13 protein-coding genes are annotated in these 14,053 nt (G+C 58.6%); 2 read left to right on the top strand and 11 right to left on the bottom strand.

Annotated features, from left to right (window positions below; genetic code table 11):
* Positions 1–82 precede the first annotated feature (82 nt).
* The gene (locus G560_RS0106590; RefSeq protein WP_022703521.1) at positions 83–1,162 is read left to right on the top strand and encodes a 2'-deoxycytidine 5'-triphosphate deaminase; all 1,080 of its coding nucleotides are present in this window, start codon (positions 83–85) and stop codon (positions 1,160–1,162) included.
* 3 nt (positions 1,163–1,165) lie between these two features.
* Here the strand turns inward: G560_RS0106590 and G560_RS0106585 are convergent, their stop codons facing one another.
* The 11 genes from G560_RS0106585 to G560_RS0106535 form a co-directional block, all read right to left on the bottom strand.
* Positions 1,166–1,354, bottom strand: a complete 189-nt coding sequence (locus G560_RS0106585; RefSeq protein WP_022703520.1) for a hypothetical protein — start codon at positions 1,352–1,354, stop codon at positions 1,166–1,168.
* 3 nt (positions 1,355–1,357) lie between these two features.
* The gene (scpB, locus tag G560_RS0106580) at positions 1,358–2,002 is read right to left on the bottom strand and encodes an SMC-Scp complex subunit ScpB (protein ID WP_022703519.1); all 645 of its coding nucleotides are present in this window, start codon (positions 2,000–2,002) and stop codon (positions 1,358–1,360) included.
* Positions 1,999–2,796, bottom strand: coding sequence for a segregation and condensation protein A (locus G560_RS0106575; RefSeq protein ID WP_022703518.1), 798 nt, complete (start codon positions 2,794–2,796; stop codon positions 1,999–2,001). The genes scpB and G560_RS0106575 overlap by 4 nt, the downstream gene beginning before the upstream one ends.
* Before the next feature lie 4 nt (positions 2,797–2,800).
* Positions 2,801–3,832, bottom strand: a complete 1,032-nt coding sequence (gene nagZ, locus G560_RS0106570; RefSeq protein WP_022703517.1) for a beta-N-acetylhexosaminidase — start codon at positions 3,830–3,832, stop codon at positions 2,801–2,803.
* Positions 3,829–4,818 carry an SPOR domain-containing protein gene (locus tag G560_RS0106565; RefSeq protein WP_022703516.1) on the bottom strand — a complete coding sequence of 330 codons (990 nt, stop codon included), beginning with the start codon at positions 4,816–4,818 and terminating at the stop codon, positions 3,829–3,831. Before G560_RS0106565 ends, nagZ begins: the two co-directional genes overlap by 4 nt.
* 75 nt (positions 4,819–4,893) lie before the next feature.
* On the bottom strand, positions 4,894–6,636 hold the full coding sequence (argS, locus tag G560_RS0106560; protein ID WP_022703515.1) for an arginine--tRNA ligase: 1,743 nt from the start codon (positions 6,634–6,636) through the stop codon (positions 4,894–4,896).
* Positions 6,637–6,742: 106 nt separating this feature from the next.
* Positions 6,743–7,240: a holin family protein gene (locus G560_RS0106555; RefSeq protein WP_022703514.1), complete on the bottom strand. Its 498-nt coding sequence runs from the start codon at positions 7,238–7,240 to the stop codon at positions 6,743–6,745.
* Entirely contained in the window at positions 7,231–7,842 is a 612-nt protein-coding gene (locus G560_RS0106550) for a holin-associated N-acetylmuramidase (protein ID WP_022703513.1), read from the bottom strand. Before G560_RS0106550 ends, G560_RS0106555 begins: the two co-directional genes overlap by 10 nt.
* A gap of 76 nt (positions 7,843–7,918) precedes the next feature.
* Complete coding sequence (gene ccmE, locus G560_RS0106545; RefSeq protein ID WP_022703512.1) at positions 7,919–8,362, bottom strand: cytochrome c maturation protein CcmE; 444 nt, start codon at positions 8,360–8,362, stop codon at positions 7,919–7,921.
* Between the two features lie 72 nt (positions 8,363–8,434).
* Positions 8,435–9,247: a glutamate racemase gene (murI, locus tag G560_RS0106540; RefSeq protein WP_022703511.1), complete on the bottom strand. Its 813-nt coding sequence runs from the start codon at positions 9,245–9,247 to the stop codon at positions 8,435–8,437.
* A 97-nt stretch (positions 9,248–9,344) separates the two neighbouring features.
* On the bottom strand, positions 9,345–12,737 hold the full coding sequence (locus G560_RS0106535) for an indolepyruvate ferredoxin oxidoreductase family protein (protein WP_022703510.1): 3,393 nt from the start codon (positions 12,735–12,737) through the stop codon (positions 9,345–9,347).
* Between the two features lie 158 nt (positions 12,738–12,895).
* Between G560_RS0106535 and G560_RS0106530 the strand changes: the two genes are divergently transcribed.
* A complete protein-coding gene (locus G560_RS0106530) occupies positions 12,896–13,807 on the top strand; it encodes a LysR family transcriptional regulator (protein WP_022703509.1) in 912 nt (303 codons plus the stop codon).
* The last annotated feature ends 246 nt before the right edge of the window (positions 13,808–14,053 follow it).

The raw sequence follows: 14,053 nt of genomic DNA, 5'->3' as shown, positions 1-14,053 counted from the left end.
TTATTGAGTACCGCCCGCCCTGTCTTATGCAGGCGCGGGCGGTTTCGTTTCTGCGACCAGACCCCGTACGGAGGACGTAACGATGACCGGAGTTTTGCCATCCCAAGCCTTGCGTGGTTTGATTGCTACGGGTGCAATCACGGCGATCCCTGCGGTGCGGCCTGATCAGATCCAACCTGCGAGCCTTGATTTGCGTTTAGGAACGGTGGCTTACCGTGTGCGCGCGTCGTTTTTGGCAGGGCATGGGCGCAGTGTGGCCGAGCGGATTTCCGAGTTTGAGATGCACCGTGTGGATTTGACCGATGGCGCGGTGTTGGAAAAAGGCTGCGTTTATGTGATCCCGTTGATGGAGAGTTTGGCGCTGCCTGCGGGGCTGACGGCGGTGGCCAATGCCAAGTCGTCAACGGGGCGGCTGGACTTGCTGACGCGCACTATAACCGATGGCGGGGTCGAATTTGACCGGATCGCACCGGGCTATGATGGCCCACTATACGCCGAGGTGTGCCCCCGCAGCTTTTCGGTGCTGGTCCGGCCCGGGATGCGGTTGAACCAGATCCGGTTCCGGCAGGGGCAGGCGGTTTTGGATGATGAGGCCTTGACGGCTTTGCATGCCGCCTCGCCGTTGGTTTCGGATAAGGCTGTGATTTCCGAAGGCTTGGGGTTTTCGGTTGATTTGCAGGCTGGCCGCGATGATCTGATTGGCTTTCGCGCCAAGCCGCACACGGGCGTGATTGATCTGGACAAGATCGGTCATTACCCCGCCCGCGATTTTTGGGAGGATGTGCGCAGCCGTGAGGGGCGGATCATTCTGGACCCGGGCGCGTTTTATATTCTGGTCAGCCGTGAGGCCGTGACCATCCCACCCGATTACGCCGCCGAAATGGCGCCCTATCTGGCGATGGTGGGCGAATTTAGGGTGCATTACGCGGGCTTTTTTGACCCCGGTTTTGGCTGGGCGCAGGCAGGCGGTGCCGGTTCGCGCGGTGTGCTAGAGGTGCGCTGCCACGAAGCGCCGTTTGTGCTGGAACATGGGCAGGTCGTCGGGCGCTTGGTCTATGAGAAAATGTCTGCACGACCCGAGGCGCTGTATGGCACGGGGATTGCGTCGAATTATCAAGGACAGGGGTTGAAGCTGTCCAAGCATTTCCAGATGCCGAAATAGCGTTTAACGCCCCAAACGGCGGGTCAACTTGGCCGCGTCGCGGGCGCGTTTGGCGGCATCGCGGCCAGCGGCCGATTGGTCGGGGCCGCCCGTGGCCTTGCCCTTGGAAAACTGGGCCATGCCTTTAGTGATGCCAACGTTGATCACGCGGCGGATCACCTGATTGATGATCATCGAAATGATACGGTCCATGGTCTAATCCTCAAAAAGTTCGCTTTGGCCTTCTTGGCTTTCGTCTTCGTCATCTTGCCCGATACCTGTGACAAAACTAGGGCGATTGTCCAAAAGACCAGCGGCACGCAGTTCTTTCAACCCCGGCAGATCGCGGGCGGATTCGAGGCCGAAATGGTCGAGGAAGGTTTCGGTTACCACAAAGGTCACGGGGCGACCCGGGGTCATGCGGCGGCGGCCGAAGCGGATCCATTCCAGCTCGATCAGCTGATCCACCGTGCCACGCGACACAGCCACGCCACGGATTTCCTCTATCTCGGCGCGGGTGACGGGTTGGTGATAGGCGACGATGGCAAGGGTTTCCACGGCGGCACGGGACAGTTTGCGCGCCTCGACCGATTCCTTGTGCATCAGGTGGCCAAGGTCGGGCGCGGTGCGAAAGGCATAGGCATCGCCCACCTTGACCAGATGCACGCCGCGCCCGTCATAGCGCTTGCGCAAGGTAACCAGCGCCTCGGCCGCATCACAGCCATGCGGCAGGCGGGCGGTCAGTTCGGCAAGGGTTACGGGGTCGGCGCTGGCAAACAGAACCGCCTCGATCATGCGCTCTTGTTCGGCCTGTGGCGGGGCGGCGAACAGGCTGTTGGTATCGGTTTTTGGGTCGGTCATGGACGGCCCCCTTCGCGTTTGCGGACTTGGATCGGGGCAAAGCTGTCACCTTGCCGCACCTCAAGCTGGCCCGCCTTTGCCAGCTCCAGAATGGCCGCGAAATGGGCGGCGGTGGCCGAACGGCGGCGCTGGGGGTTGGTTTCCCAACCGGCGGGCAGCCAACTCGTCAGATCGGTCCATTGGCCGGCATAGCCAAGTAGGCCGCGCAGGCGTTCCAGCGCTTCCTCCATCGTGAAGACGTTGTTGCGGTCCATCACAAAGGGGCGGAAATCATCACGGGTGCGGATGCGGGCATAGGCCTGCATCAGGTCCATCAAGGTCGCGGAATAGCTGATCTTTTTGCGGCGCGTCACGTCTTCGGGCAGGCCGCGTTTGAAAAAGTCACGCCCCATTTGGTCACGCGCCATAAGCTGCGCTGCAGCCTCACGCATCGCTTGCAGGCGTTCAAGTTGATAGGCCAGATGGGCGGCGAGGTCTTCGGCGCTGGGGCCATCCTCGGATGGATCGGGCGGAAGAAGGAGGCGCGATTTAAGATAGGCAAGCCATGCCGCCATGACCAGATAATCAGCGGCAAGTTCGATGCGCAAGGCACTGGCTTTGTTCACAAATATCAAATACTGCTCGGCCAGTTGCAGCACGGATATTTTGCGCAGATCGACCTTTTGGGTACGGCTGAGGGAGAGGAGTAAATCCAGTGGGCCTTCGAACCCGTCGACATCGACGATCAGCGCCTCGGCGGCAAGCCGGTCGGCGATGCTGTCTTTGGTCTGCCCTTCAATGAAATCGTCCGCCATCGCCCTACCCGTCCATGAGGCCCGAAAGGTCGGACCGAAGGGCTTCAATGTCAACTGTTTCTGGCTTGATGCGCAGGGCAAGGGCGGAATTGGCGCGCGCCATGCTAGCCGAAGACATATGGCCCGCGCCTGCAACAACGGGTTCCATTTCCTCAGGTTTGCCATTGCAATGCAGGGCGATATCGACCCCTGCCGCGATGGTTTTGGCTGCGCGCGATGCGTAGTCGCCGCTGAGAGCGTTCATCGACAAATCATCAGAAATGAGCAGGCCACCAAAGCCGATATCATCGCGCATGACCTGCACCATTTTGGGAGAGGTGGTTGCGGGCAGGTCAGGGTCGATTGCGGTGTAAATGATATGGGCTGTCATCGCCATTGGCAGGTCTGCCAGCGCCTTGAAGGGGGCGAAGTCATAGGCGTTTAGGTCGGCGCGGGTGGCGGTGACGGTGGGCAGGTCTTTGTGGCTGTCAGCGGTGGCGCGGCCGTGGCCGGGCATATGTTTGACCACCGTAAGCACACCCCCTGCCAGATGGCCATTGGCAGCAGCGCGCGCCAGCTGGGCGACCACATCAGGATAGTCTGAAAAGCAGCGGTTGCGCAGGAAGGGATGCGTAACATCGGACGCAACATCAAGGCAAGGTGCGCAATTGGCATCAATACCCACGCTGAGGAGCTCGGATGCGATGATGCGGTAGCGCAGCTCCATTGCGCGACAGGCTGCATCCAGCCCGTGCCCCGCTGGCGCAAGGTCCATCGCGATATTGACCATATCCAAGGGTGGTAACCATTCGGTCCAATGCGGCGCGCGCAGGCGTTGAACGCGCCCGCCTTCTTGGTCGATGAATATGGGGGCATTGCGGCCAACGGCGTCGCGCAGAGCGGCAGTCAAGCTACGCAATTGGCTGGGGTCCTGAACGTTGCGCGCGAAAAGGATAAAGCCCCAAGGGTTGGCATTGCGGAAAAACGCCGCCTCGGCTGCTGAAAGCGTGGGGCCAAGGCAGCCTAGGATTGTCGCCGAGGTGGCCCCTGCGGTCATCGCACAGCCACTGGGATGCAGGCCGCACGTTCCGCCACAAGGGCCGAGCAGAAACGGCGCGATTCGGATTCGTCAGCAAAACCCATGGCGCGCAAACGGTAAAAGGTGCGCCCGCCGCTTTGGGCGGCTTGGACAATGCGGGTTTTACCAATCAGCAAATCAGCGAATTTACCCGAAAGCCGATCCCATTCTTTGCGCGCGATGTCTTCGCTGTCAAAAGCGCCAAGCTGAACCAATCGGGTGCCCGAAGCCAAAGCGTCGCCCGTAATTTCGGGCGTGGGATCAGCCGCAGCCAGAACAGTCTGCCCGTCAAAAGCCGCAGAGGGGCGCACTTCGGACCGTGCCCGTGGGCGCGGAGATTGGATCATTGTACCCTTCGGCATAGAAACAACAGGTTCAGGGCTCGCACGAAGCGTGATGTCAAGCTCGCCTGTCAGAGGTACAGCACCTTGGCTGAGTAGATTGGCCAAGCTGGCAACGTCGGTATTTGCATCAAGACTGACGGTCAAAAGTGGGTCGAACCCGTCCTCATCCTCTTGGGGCGTGGCACCGATCACAAGGCCGGGTGTGCTGGCGGACCGCGCCGAAACCGGGGCGACCATCGCAATAGCCGTACCAGTCAAATCACCGTCGCTTAGGGTGATAGGTGCGGGGGCCAGCGTCAAACGGTCGGCGGGAGCAGATACACCACCTTCGGCCGCAATCGTGTTGACCGACAAGCCTTGGTGATCCGCGATTTGACCGCCAGGATCATCGGGAGCCGTGCGCATCGGGCCGTCAGAGGCCTGAATAACCGGAATGCCGTGCATATTGCGAACGGCCAGTTGATAGCCCCAATACCCCACGCCAAGCACCAAGGCGATGGACGTTAGCGCCCCTGCTCGTACCACAAAGCGGCTGGCGTGCCCAGTCGCGGCACCATGATGTGATGAAATGCCGCGCGCACATGCGCGGCCATCGAAACGATCGAAGTCGAAGTCTGCCATGCTCTTGCCTCACTGCATGGACGGTTGCCCGACCACGCTGTCTTGCCTGTTTAAACGCCAGTGGGGCACCTTAAGTCAGCGCATTTCCTCAACCGGCGTAACCCCTAAAATAGCGAGACCTGCAGAAATCACAACGCCCGTCGAACGTGCCAATGCGATTTTTACCTGAGTTGTTGCAGGATCGTCCTGAACAAAGCGCAAAGCGGGTTCATCCTTAGCCCTGTTCCACAATCCGTGCAGGTCAGAGGCGAGTTCATACAGATAAAATGCGACGCGGTGGGGTTCATTGCCCCGTGCCGCGATTTCCACAAGGCGTGGCCATTCTGCAATCTTTTTCGCCAAATTGATCTCGTATGGGTTGTTGAGAAACGCCAAATCTGCTGCGGCGAGACTGGCATCGTCAACGGCAACGCCCGCTGCAACCGCTTTGCGCATGACCGAATTGATCCGCGCATTGGCGTATTGGACGTAGAAAACGGGGTTGTCTTTGGATTGTTCCAGAACTTTGGCAAAGTCAAAATCCAAGGGTGCGTCGTTTTTGCGGGTCAGCATAACAAAACGGGTGACATCGGGGCCAACCTGTTCAACCACATCGCGCAGGGTGACAAAGGTCCCTGCCCGCTTGGACATTTTGAACGGCTCGCCGTTCTTCCACAGTTTGACCAGCTGTATCAGCTTGATATCCAGCGACACACGGCCACCCGAAAGGGCCGCGACTGCCGCTTTCATCCGCTTGACATAACCGCCGTGATCGGCGCCGAAAATGTCGATAAGCTGATCAAAGCCGCGCTGCACCTTGTTGTAGTGATAGGCGATATCGGGAGCGAAATAGGTCCATGACCCGTCCGATTTCATCACGGGGCGGTCCACGTCATCACCATGCGCCGTGGAACGGAACAAGGTTTGTTCGCGGGCCTCCCAATCTTCGGGCAGTTTGCCTTTGGGTGGTTCCAGCGTGCCTTCATAAATCAGGCCCATGTCGCGCAAGGTGTTGATCGCGGCCTCGATCTGGCCGGTGCCGTACAGGGCCTTTTCGGACGAGTAGACATCCATCTGCACGTTCAAAGATGCCAGATCTTGGCGGATCATTTCCATCATTTTTTCGGTGCCAAAGTTGCGCACTTCGTCAAGCCAAACCTCTTCGGGTTGGTTCAGCCAGATGTCGCCGACCTTGGCTTTCAAAGCCTCGCCCACCTCGATCAGATAGTCGCCCGGATAGCTGCCTTCGGGCCAATCGACCGTCAAATCATGCGCTTCCAAATAGCGGTTAAAGACGGAACGAGCCAGCACATCCACCTGCGCGCCGCCATCGTTGATGTAGTATTCGCGGGTCACGTCATAGCCGGCAAAGGCCAACAGACGGGCCAGCGCGTCCCCGAACACAGCGCCGCGCACGTGGCCCACATGCATGGGGCCGGTGGGGTTGGCCGAGACGAATTCGACGTTAACCTTGATGCCTGCGCCAATCGTTCCGCGGCCGCAATCGGCCCCTTCGGTCAAAGTGGATTTCAAAAGGCCTGCCCAGATGGTCGGCACCAAGGTCAGGTTCAAAAAGCCCGGGCCCGCAACCTCGACACCCGCGATGCGCGGATCATTGGTCAAACGGGCCGCCAGCATTTCGGCAATCGCGCGGGGTGGCAGGCCTGCAGGCTTTGCCAGCACCATTGCGGCATTGGTGGCCATATCGCCGTGGCTGGCATCGCGTGGAGGTTCAACGGTTACGGCCCCCAGTTCCAGGCCTGCGGGCAAATCGCCTGCCGCCATCATTGCCGTGATTTCGGCCAAAACCAGTGTGCGAATGTCTGAAAAAAGGTTCATTTGTCCCGTCCTTTGGATAGGTACGGGGATGCCAGAGCGCGGGCCTATGGTCAATGCCCCGCTGCACGGGTCGCGGGTGCGGCGGGGCATATTTGGTCAGGTTTGGTTATCGTCCCGTGCCGCGCCAATCTTGCAGCGCGGGGTTTGGTTCGGATACCGCTGTCATTGCGGCGGCATTTTCGGGCGCCGGAACGGCAACGGGCGCGGTTGGGCGGCGGTAATAATGCGCCTCGCGTGCACCAAAGTAAAAACCCACGACCGCGCCCAAAAGCCACCAGAGCGGGTCGGGCACAAGGTTCAAACCCACCATACGCTCGCCAAAGCTGACGGGTTCGACCATTGCATAGACGAACAGGCCCAAGGTGCCAAAGGCCAGCATCGGGCGCGGCAGGCGGTTTAACCCGTTCACCATTCGGTCAAACCAGCCAAGGCCGGGGTCGGCATATTCGGCCCCCAATTGGCGCAAGGCGGCCATTTGCGCCTCGGCGGACAGTTCCATCTGGCGGGTGGCGGATGGGGTGAACACCTCTGCGATGTCCTTGGCGGCGGTGCCTATTGCAGTGACGGCCTGTGCGCCGCCAAACAGGTTTGCGATTACCCCCATGCGGCCACCCGTTTGGCATGATCGGCGTTGGAAAGATGGTATTTCGGCGACATAAATTCCTCGGCGCGCAGAATCCAGCCGCCTTTGCCCCCGTTCCGGCGGCGCGCATATTTGCGGCTGGCGGGGCGGGCATCGGCGATGCGGTAGTAATAATTGCGCCGCGCAATCGCATAGGCATCGGCAAGGAATGCAGGTGCCGCCTCATATGCCCGCTGTGCGGCGGTGATGGTTTGTGGGCCGATGGCGCCATCGGGAATGCAGGGAAACCCCATATCGGTCAGCAGCCTTTGCAGCAGTTTCACCGCATTGCTGCCTGCGTTTACCATCATGTCAAAGACCGACGGTTGCAGAGCCTCGGGCAATTGGAAAATGCCGGGTCGGGTGAAATAATGCTCGACGTAGATGTCGACAGCTTGATCGCGGCTAAGTGCCGCCACATCGGACTTATCCACCAGCCCGTCGACGTTCAGATCAATGCCAAGCCGCTGCATGGTATGAATGGTGACGCCAAAATTGGTAGCACCTCCCGGATCATCGGGATCTTCGACAAAGCCGCCTTCGCGCGCAACGATTGCGCCGGCAATTTCCTGTACTGATTGCATGTCCAGCCTCCAATACCGAGGATTTGCCCCCGGCTTGGTGCCCAGACTGAGTTAATTTTGCTTAAGGTTACGCAAATCAACCGTTCGGTGCGACATACACACCTTGGTCTTTCAGCGCGTCGATGACCTCTTTGGGCATATAGCTTTCATCGTGCTTGGCAAGAATTTCACTCGCCACAAAGACGCCATCAACCAGCTTTCCAGTGCCAATCATGCCTTGGTTTTCACCAAACAGATCAGGCAAAATTCCAGTAAAAGCGACAGGCACGGTGGCCCCGCCATCGGTCACGCTGAAGGTGACGGTTTCACCCTGCCCCCGCACGATCGACCCTTCGGCCACCAGCCCGCCAAGGCGAAAGGTCTCAGTCGGTAACGGTGGGTCAGACATTACCTGCGCAGGCGCGCGGAAAAAGTTGATGCCGTCGCGCATGCCATAACCGACCAAGCCGGTAGAAATGGCCAGTGCCACAAAGGCTAAGACGATAACCTGTATCCGACGCTTTTTCTTTAGGCTTTTCATGGCAACTCCGGTCAATTCACAGTGTAGCTTATCACATCCCACCAAAAGGGGAATGGGGCGGAAGGTAGCAGGTCAGGCCGCCTCGAACGTGATCTGGCGGCGCAAAAATTGGGTGGCTTTGCTGCCAACCCGCTTGGGGTCGCCTGTGGTCATGAATTTCGATGTGGTGCCAGCGCCCTTCATTTCGGGGCGGCGCGCAAGGTAATCAGCAAGGGCGGCGGCGACCAGATTGGGCTGCGAATACACTTTGACACTCGGCCCCAATGCTTCGGCAAAGACATGTTCGACCAGCGGGTAATGAGTGCAGCCCAGCACGGCAGCCTGCGGGTTTGGCATGCGGCGCAGCAACGCCTCGACATGGCTGCGCACCAGTGCATCGGCCAGAATTTCATCGCCTTGTTCCAACGCATCGACCACGCCGCCACAAGGCTGCGCCTCAACATCCACGCCAATCGCGCGGTAAGCCAGTTCACGCTGAAAGGCCCGGCTGGCCACTGTGGCGGGGGTTGCAAACAGGGCCACGTGTTTCACATCCACCTCGCGCGGAGGCGAATTGTCGCCCCAATTGCGTTCGGTCACGGCCTCGATCATGGGCACAAATACGCCCAAGACCCGCTTGTCGACGGGCAGCCATGTTTCCTGCATCCGTTTCAGCGCGGCGGCCGATGCGGTGTTGCAAGCAAGGATCACCAAATCGCAACCTTCGGCCCACAGGCGTTCGGTGGCGGCACAGGTCAGGTTATAAATATCCTCGGCGGTGCGGGTGCCGTAGGGGGCATTCGCGTTGTCGCCCAGATAGATAAACGCTTGATCGGGCAGACGTTTCACCAACGCATCCAGCACCGTTAACCCACCAAGCCCGCTGTCAAAGACCCCTACTGCCATGTCACTGCCCCTATGGTTTTGGGGCGTTCCACCTGCCCCAAATTTATCCAGCCAGTATAGCGTGTGTCGTGTTGCGACGAAAGACCTGTGGTTGATCCTATTCCGCCGCCAAAGCCGACCCACCGCCATCGCGCCAATTTGCCATAAGTGCCATGCGTTGTGCCGCTGCTTTTTCAGCATTGGCATGTTTGACAGGGCCGAAACCGCGAATTGTGAGTGGCAGTTCGGCGATCTCTTGCGCCAAGGCTAGCTTTGCGGGGGTGTAGCTGGTGATTACTTCCATCACATCGCGTTCGTAGTCAGCAATCAACCTGCGTTCCATGCGGCGCTCATTTGTGTGGCCAAAGGGGTCGAGGGCGGTGCCGCGCAGGGGTTTCATGCGGGCAAGTAGTTTGAAAACCGGGATCACCCAAGGGCCAAAGGCGCGCTTTTTCGGGCGGCCTTGGGCGTCGCGGCCGGGAAAGAACGGCGGGGCGAGGTGGAAGGTCGGGCGTAAGGTTCCGTCAAATTCGGTTTGCGCCTTTGTCATGCTGTCCAAGTGCAGGCGGGCCACTTCGTATTCGTCCTTTATTGCCAACAACTTATGATAACCTTTTGCCACGCTGACGCGCAGCGCTTCGGGCGTCGCATCGACCAGTTTAAGAAACTTTTGCATCAGTGCGTCATTGCCGTAATCGCGCAGATGGGCCGCGCGAAAAGCTATTGGGTCGGGGGTTTCGGCGGCTTTGGGTGCCAGCACCGTTTGGACCTGTTCAGGGTGCAAAACCGCCCAACGGCCAAGGTTGAACGCGCGCAGGTTGCGCTCGGGGCCAGCGCCGTTCAGAATGATTGCCTTGGAAATGGCGTCCAATGACAAGGGGATAAGCCCTTGTTGCCAGGCCGCGCCAAACACCAGTATGTTGGAATAAATGCTGTCGCCAAGGGCCGCGCGTGACAGTTCTGTCGCGTCAAAAAAGCTGACCTTGTCTTTCAACCGCGCCTCCAAAGACAACTGTAACCTGTCGGAGGGAATACGAAATTCAGTATTGCGGGTAAAATCGCCGGTGATAATTTCATGGCTGTTCACGACAGCACCTGTACGCCCCGTGGTCATCAGGCCCAGCGTTTTGCCACCCGCCGTGACCACCAGATCGCCGCCGATAACCGCATCCGCCTCGCCCACGGCCACGCGAATGGCGGAAATATCGGCAGGGGTGTTGGCAAGGCGGCAATGGATGTGAACAGCACCACCTTTTTGCGCAAGGCCCGCCATTTCCATCATGCCCGCCCCTTTGCCGTCGATATGCGCAGCCATGGCCAGAATGGCCCCCACGGTCACGACACCCGTGCCACCCACGCCGGTAATCACCACGTTATGGGTGCCGTTGATGGCGGGCAAAACAGGTTCGGGCATGCCTGGCAGGATGATTTCGGCGGTCGCAGCCTTTTTGACCTTTGCGCCCTCAAGCGTTAGGAACGACGGGCAAAACCCTGAAACACATGAATAATCCTTGTTACAGGATGATTGGTCAATCGCGCGTTTGCGGCCCAATTCGGTTTCAACCGGCACGATGGACACGCAATTCGATTGCACACCACAATCGCCGCAGCCTTCGCAGACATCGGTATTGATGAACACCCGCTTATCCGGGTCGGGGAATTCGCCCCGCTTGCGGCGACGGCGTTTTTCGGCGGCACAGGTCTGGATATAGACGATGACCGACACGCTTTTGACTTTGCTGAACTTTTCCTGTACTGTAATGATCGCATCACGTGTGTACTTTTCGACATTGGCCGGAAAGCGTGACAGATCCACCGCCTCTTTCGGATCGTAAACCACAGCAATGTTTTGCACGCCCATCGCTTGCACTTCGGCCACGATGCGGTAGGCAGTCAAATTGCCTTCGTTATGCTGGCCGCCGGTCATGGCTACGGCGTCATTGAACAGGATCTTATAGGTGATATTGGCGTTTCCGGCCAAAGCGCCGCGAATGGCAAGGATGCCGGAATGGTTATAGGTGCCATCGCCAAGGTTTTGGAACACGTGGTCGGTCTTGGAAAACGGCGCTTCACCGATCCAGTTCATCCCTTCGCCACCCATATGGGTCAGGCCTGATGTACCGCGGTCCATCCACAGCGCCATGGTGTGACAGCCAATGCCAGCGCCCGCCCGCGCGCCCTTGGGCAGCAAGGTCGATGTGTTATGCGGGCAGCCCGAACAGAAATAGGGCAAACGCGCCGCGATATCAGTCGCGTTATCAGATTTAGTCGCTGCATCAATACGTTGCAATGCGTCTTTCAACCGATCAGACCCGCGCCCTTCGTCGATCAAAATGTCACCCAGCTTAGACGCGATCATCACAGGGTCCAGCGACATGGGCACCGGAAACAGGACCTCTGCCTCGGGCGACCCTTTGCGCCCGCCCCAGACCCGGCGCCCTCGCCGATCGTTGAAAATCGCTTCTTTGATCTGCACCTCGATCAGCTTTCGCTTTTCTTCGACGACGATGATCAGATCCAGCCCATCGGCCCAATCGTGAAAGCCGTGCATATCCAGCGGCCAGGGTTGTCCAACCTTATAGGTGGTGATCCCCAACCGTTCTGCCTCTGCCTTATCTATGCCCAACAGCGACAACGCGTGCGCCAGGTCCAGCCAGTTTTTGCCCGCAGCCACCAGCCCGATCTTGGCCCCCGCCTTGCCCCACACACGGCGGTCCATGCCATTCGAGCGCGAAAACGCCTCGGCGGCAAAGCGCTTGTGATTGACCAAGCGTTCCTCTTGCTGGACCCAGTGATCGCCCAGACGGATGTTCAAACCGCCCACAGGCATCGGGAAATCTGGGGTCACAAATGACATACGGTCCAGCCGCGCATCGACCACGCTTGTCGCCTCGACTGTGTCTTTCATCAGCTTCAGCCCCGTCCACAGGCCGGAATACCGCGATAAAGCAAAGGCATAGAGCCCGTAGTCCAGAATTTCCTGCACACCCGCAGGCGAGATGACGGGGATAGACGCATCGACCGCCGCCCATTCCGATTGGTGGCAGGTGGTCGAACTTTCGCCCGTATGATCATCGCCAAGTGCCATGATGACCCCCCCATACGGTGAAGTGCCCGCAAGATTGGCGTGGCGCATCACATCGCCGGACCGGTCCACCCCCGGGCCCTTGCCGTACCAAAGGCCGAACACACCGTCATACCGCCCCTGCCCGCGTAGCTCCGCTTGCTGGCTGCCCCAGATAGCGGTGGCGGCCAAATCCTCGTTTAAGCCCGGTTGAAAGGTGATATCGGCGGCGGACAGTTCGCGCACGGCCCGCGCCATTTGCTGGTCAACCGCCCCCAAAGGCGACCCGCGATAGCCGGTACACAGCCCCGCCGTGTGCAGCCCCGCCTGTTCGTCGCGTGCCTTTTGCATAAGCATAAGGCGCACCAATGCCTGCGTTCCGTTCAACAGCACCGGCGATTTGGTCAAATCCAACCGATCTTTTAGCGAAACCTCTTGCTTGGTCATAACGTGCCCTCCCCAGTGCTGCTACATGCCTTCAATATAGGTCAAAAATGCTGACCTACCAAGGGGAATTTTTTCGGCCTTAACCGTTTACATAGTAATGGGTGTCGATAGATAGAACTGTTCGTGGTAGCGTATGTCAAATTTGTGAGAGTATCGGGATGGACTGGGATAAACTAAGAATCTTTCATGCGGTAGCGGATGCGGGCAGTTTGACCCATGCAGGCGATACACTGCATTTGTCGCAATCTGCCGTGTCGCGGCAAATCCGGTCTCTGGAAGAGAGCCTGAGCGTGACGCTTTTTCACCGTCATGCACGGGGACTGATTCTTACCGAACAAGGCGAATTGCTGTTTGATGCGACGAAATCGATGGCAAAGCGGCTGGATGCTGCCGCCGCACGGATTCGCGACAGCGAGGATGAAGTATTTGGCGAGCTGCGTGTAACCACGACCACGGGCTTTGGCACACTTTGGCTTGCGCCGCGTCTGCCCACACTTTATGCTAAATATCCTAGCCTAAAGATTGACTTGATGCTGGAAGAGCGGGTTTTGGACCTGCCCATGCGCGAGGCTGATGTGGCCATCCGGATGAAGGAACCCAGTCAGGCCGATCTGATCCGTCGCCGTTTGATGAACATTCGCATGCGGCTTTATGCGACCAGCGAATACTTGGCCCAAGCCGGCGTTCCACAATCCATGGAAGATTTCGCCCATCATCGCCTAATCTCGCAGCACATCGGCACCGCGCAGGTGGCGGCTGGGGCGGTGTTGGTGCAGCAGCTTATGATGTATGATATCCCGTCCAGCCTGACAGTGAACAACTATTTCGGCGTGCTGCAAGGTGTTCTCAGCCATTTGGGCGTTGGCGTGTTGCCGGATTACCTGACCGAGGATTTCCCAAATCTTGTGCGGGTCCTGCCGGACGTAGAATCAGCCGAAGTGCCGGTTTTTCTCGCCTACCCCGAGGAGCTGCGTCAATCAAAACGGGTCGCAGCCTTTCGCGATTTCGTAACCGAGGAAATTTTCGCCTATCGCAAGCGTCAACGTGACAGCGCTGAAACTGTCGACTAATGCCTAAATTTTGTATCTTATCCGTAGGTTAAACCAGCCATGCGCAAACTGCATATCGGGCATTCCTAGACTGCACGGTCAAAAAACTTGCAGGATTGAAACGGGCGGCCTATCTCGACCTACGAGGGCAGCAATGAGTATCTCTTGCTACTTTCATACCTCCCTGTTGGACTCGGCCGAGCGAAAGCTCGGCCTTTTTTTTTGGCACGTGCAGGATTTGACCCGCTGAGCTGGGCATTTGCACTT

It is taken from the genome of Pseudorhodobacter ferrugineus DSM 5888, assembly GCF_000420745.1.
Lineage (GTDB): Bacteria > Pseudomonadota > Alphaproteobacteria > Rhodobacterales > Rhodobacteraceae > Pseudorhodobacter > Pseudorhodobacter ferrugineus.
This window is presented reverse-complemented; position numbering and strand designations above follow the sequence as displayed.

Excerpts from the sequence above, each read along its gene's own strand:
- murI (WP_022703511.1), bottom strand. The coding sequence starts at position 9,247 with ATGGCAGTAGGGGTCTTTGACAGCGGGCTTGGTGGGTTAACGGTGCTG.
- G560_RS0106550 (WP_022703513.1), bottom strand. The coding sequence starts at position 7,842 with ATGCAATCAGTACAGGAAATTGCCGGCGCAATCGTTGCGCGCGAAGGC.
- G560_RS0106575 (WP_022703518.1), bottom strand. The coding sequence starts at position 2,796 with ATGGCGGACGATTTCATTGAAGGGCAGACCAAAGACAGCATCGCCGAC.
- G560_RS0106590 (WP_022703521.1), top strand. The coding sequence starts at position 83 with ATGACCGGAGTTTTGCCATCCCAAGCCTTGCGTGGTTTGATTGCTACG.
- ccmE (WP_022703512.1), bottom strand. The coding sequence starts at position 8,362 with ATGAAAAGCCTAAAGAAAAAGCGTCGGATACAGGTTATCGTCTTAGCC.
- G560_RS0106585 (WP_022703520.1), bottom strand. The coding sequence starts at position 1,354 with ATGGACCGTATCATTTCGATGATCATCAATCAGGTGATCCGCCGCGTG.
- G560_RS0106555 (WP_022703514.1), bottom strand. The coding sequence starts at position 7,240 with ATGGGGGTAATCGCAAACCTGTTTGGCGGCGCACAGGCCGTCACTGCA.
- G560_RS0106565 (WP_022703516.1), bottom strand. The coding sequence starts at position 4,818 with ATGGCAGACTTCGACTTCGATCGTTTCGATGGCCGCGCATGTGCGCGC.
- G560_RS0106535 (WP_022703510.1), bottom strand. The coding sequence starts at position 12,737 with ATGACCAAGCAAGAGGTTTCGCTAAAAGATCGGTTGGATTTGACCAAA.
- G560_RS0106530 (WP_022703509.1), top strand. The coding sequence starts at position 12,896 with ATGGACTGGGATAAACTAAGAATCTTTCATGCGGTAGCGGATGCGGGC.
- scpB (WP_022703519.1), bottom strand. The coding sequence starts at position 2,002 with ATGACCGACCCAAAAACCGATACCAACAGCCTGTTCGCCGCCCCGCCA.
- argS (WP_022703515.1), bottom strand. The coding sequence starts at position 6,636 with ATGAACCTTTTTTCAGACATTCGCACACTGGTTTTGGCCGAAATCACG.
- nagZ (WP_022703517.1), bottom strand. The coding sequence starts at position 3,832 with ATGACCGCAGGGGCCACCTCGGCGACAATCCTAGGCTGCCTTGGCCCC.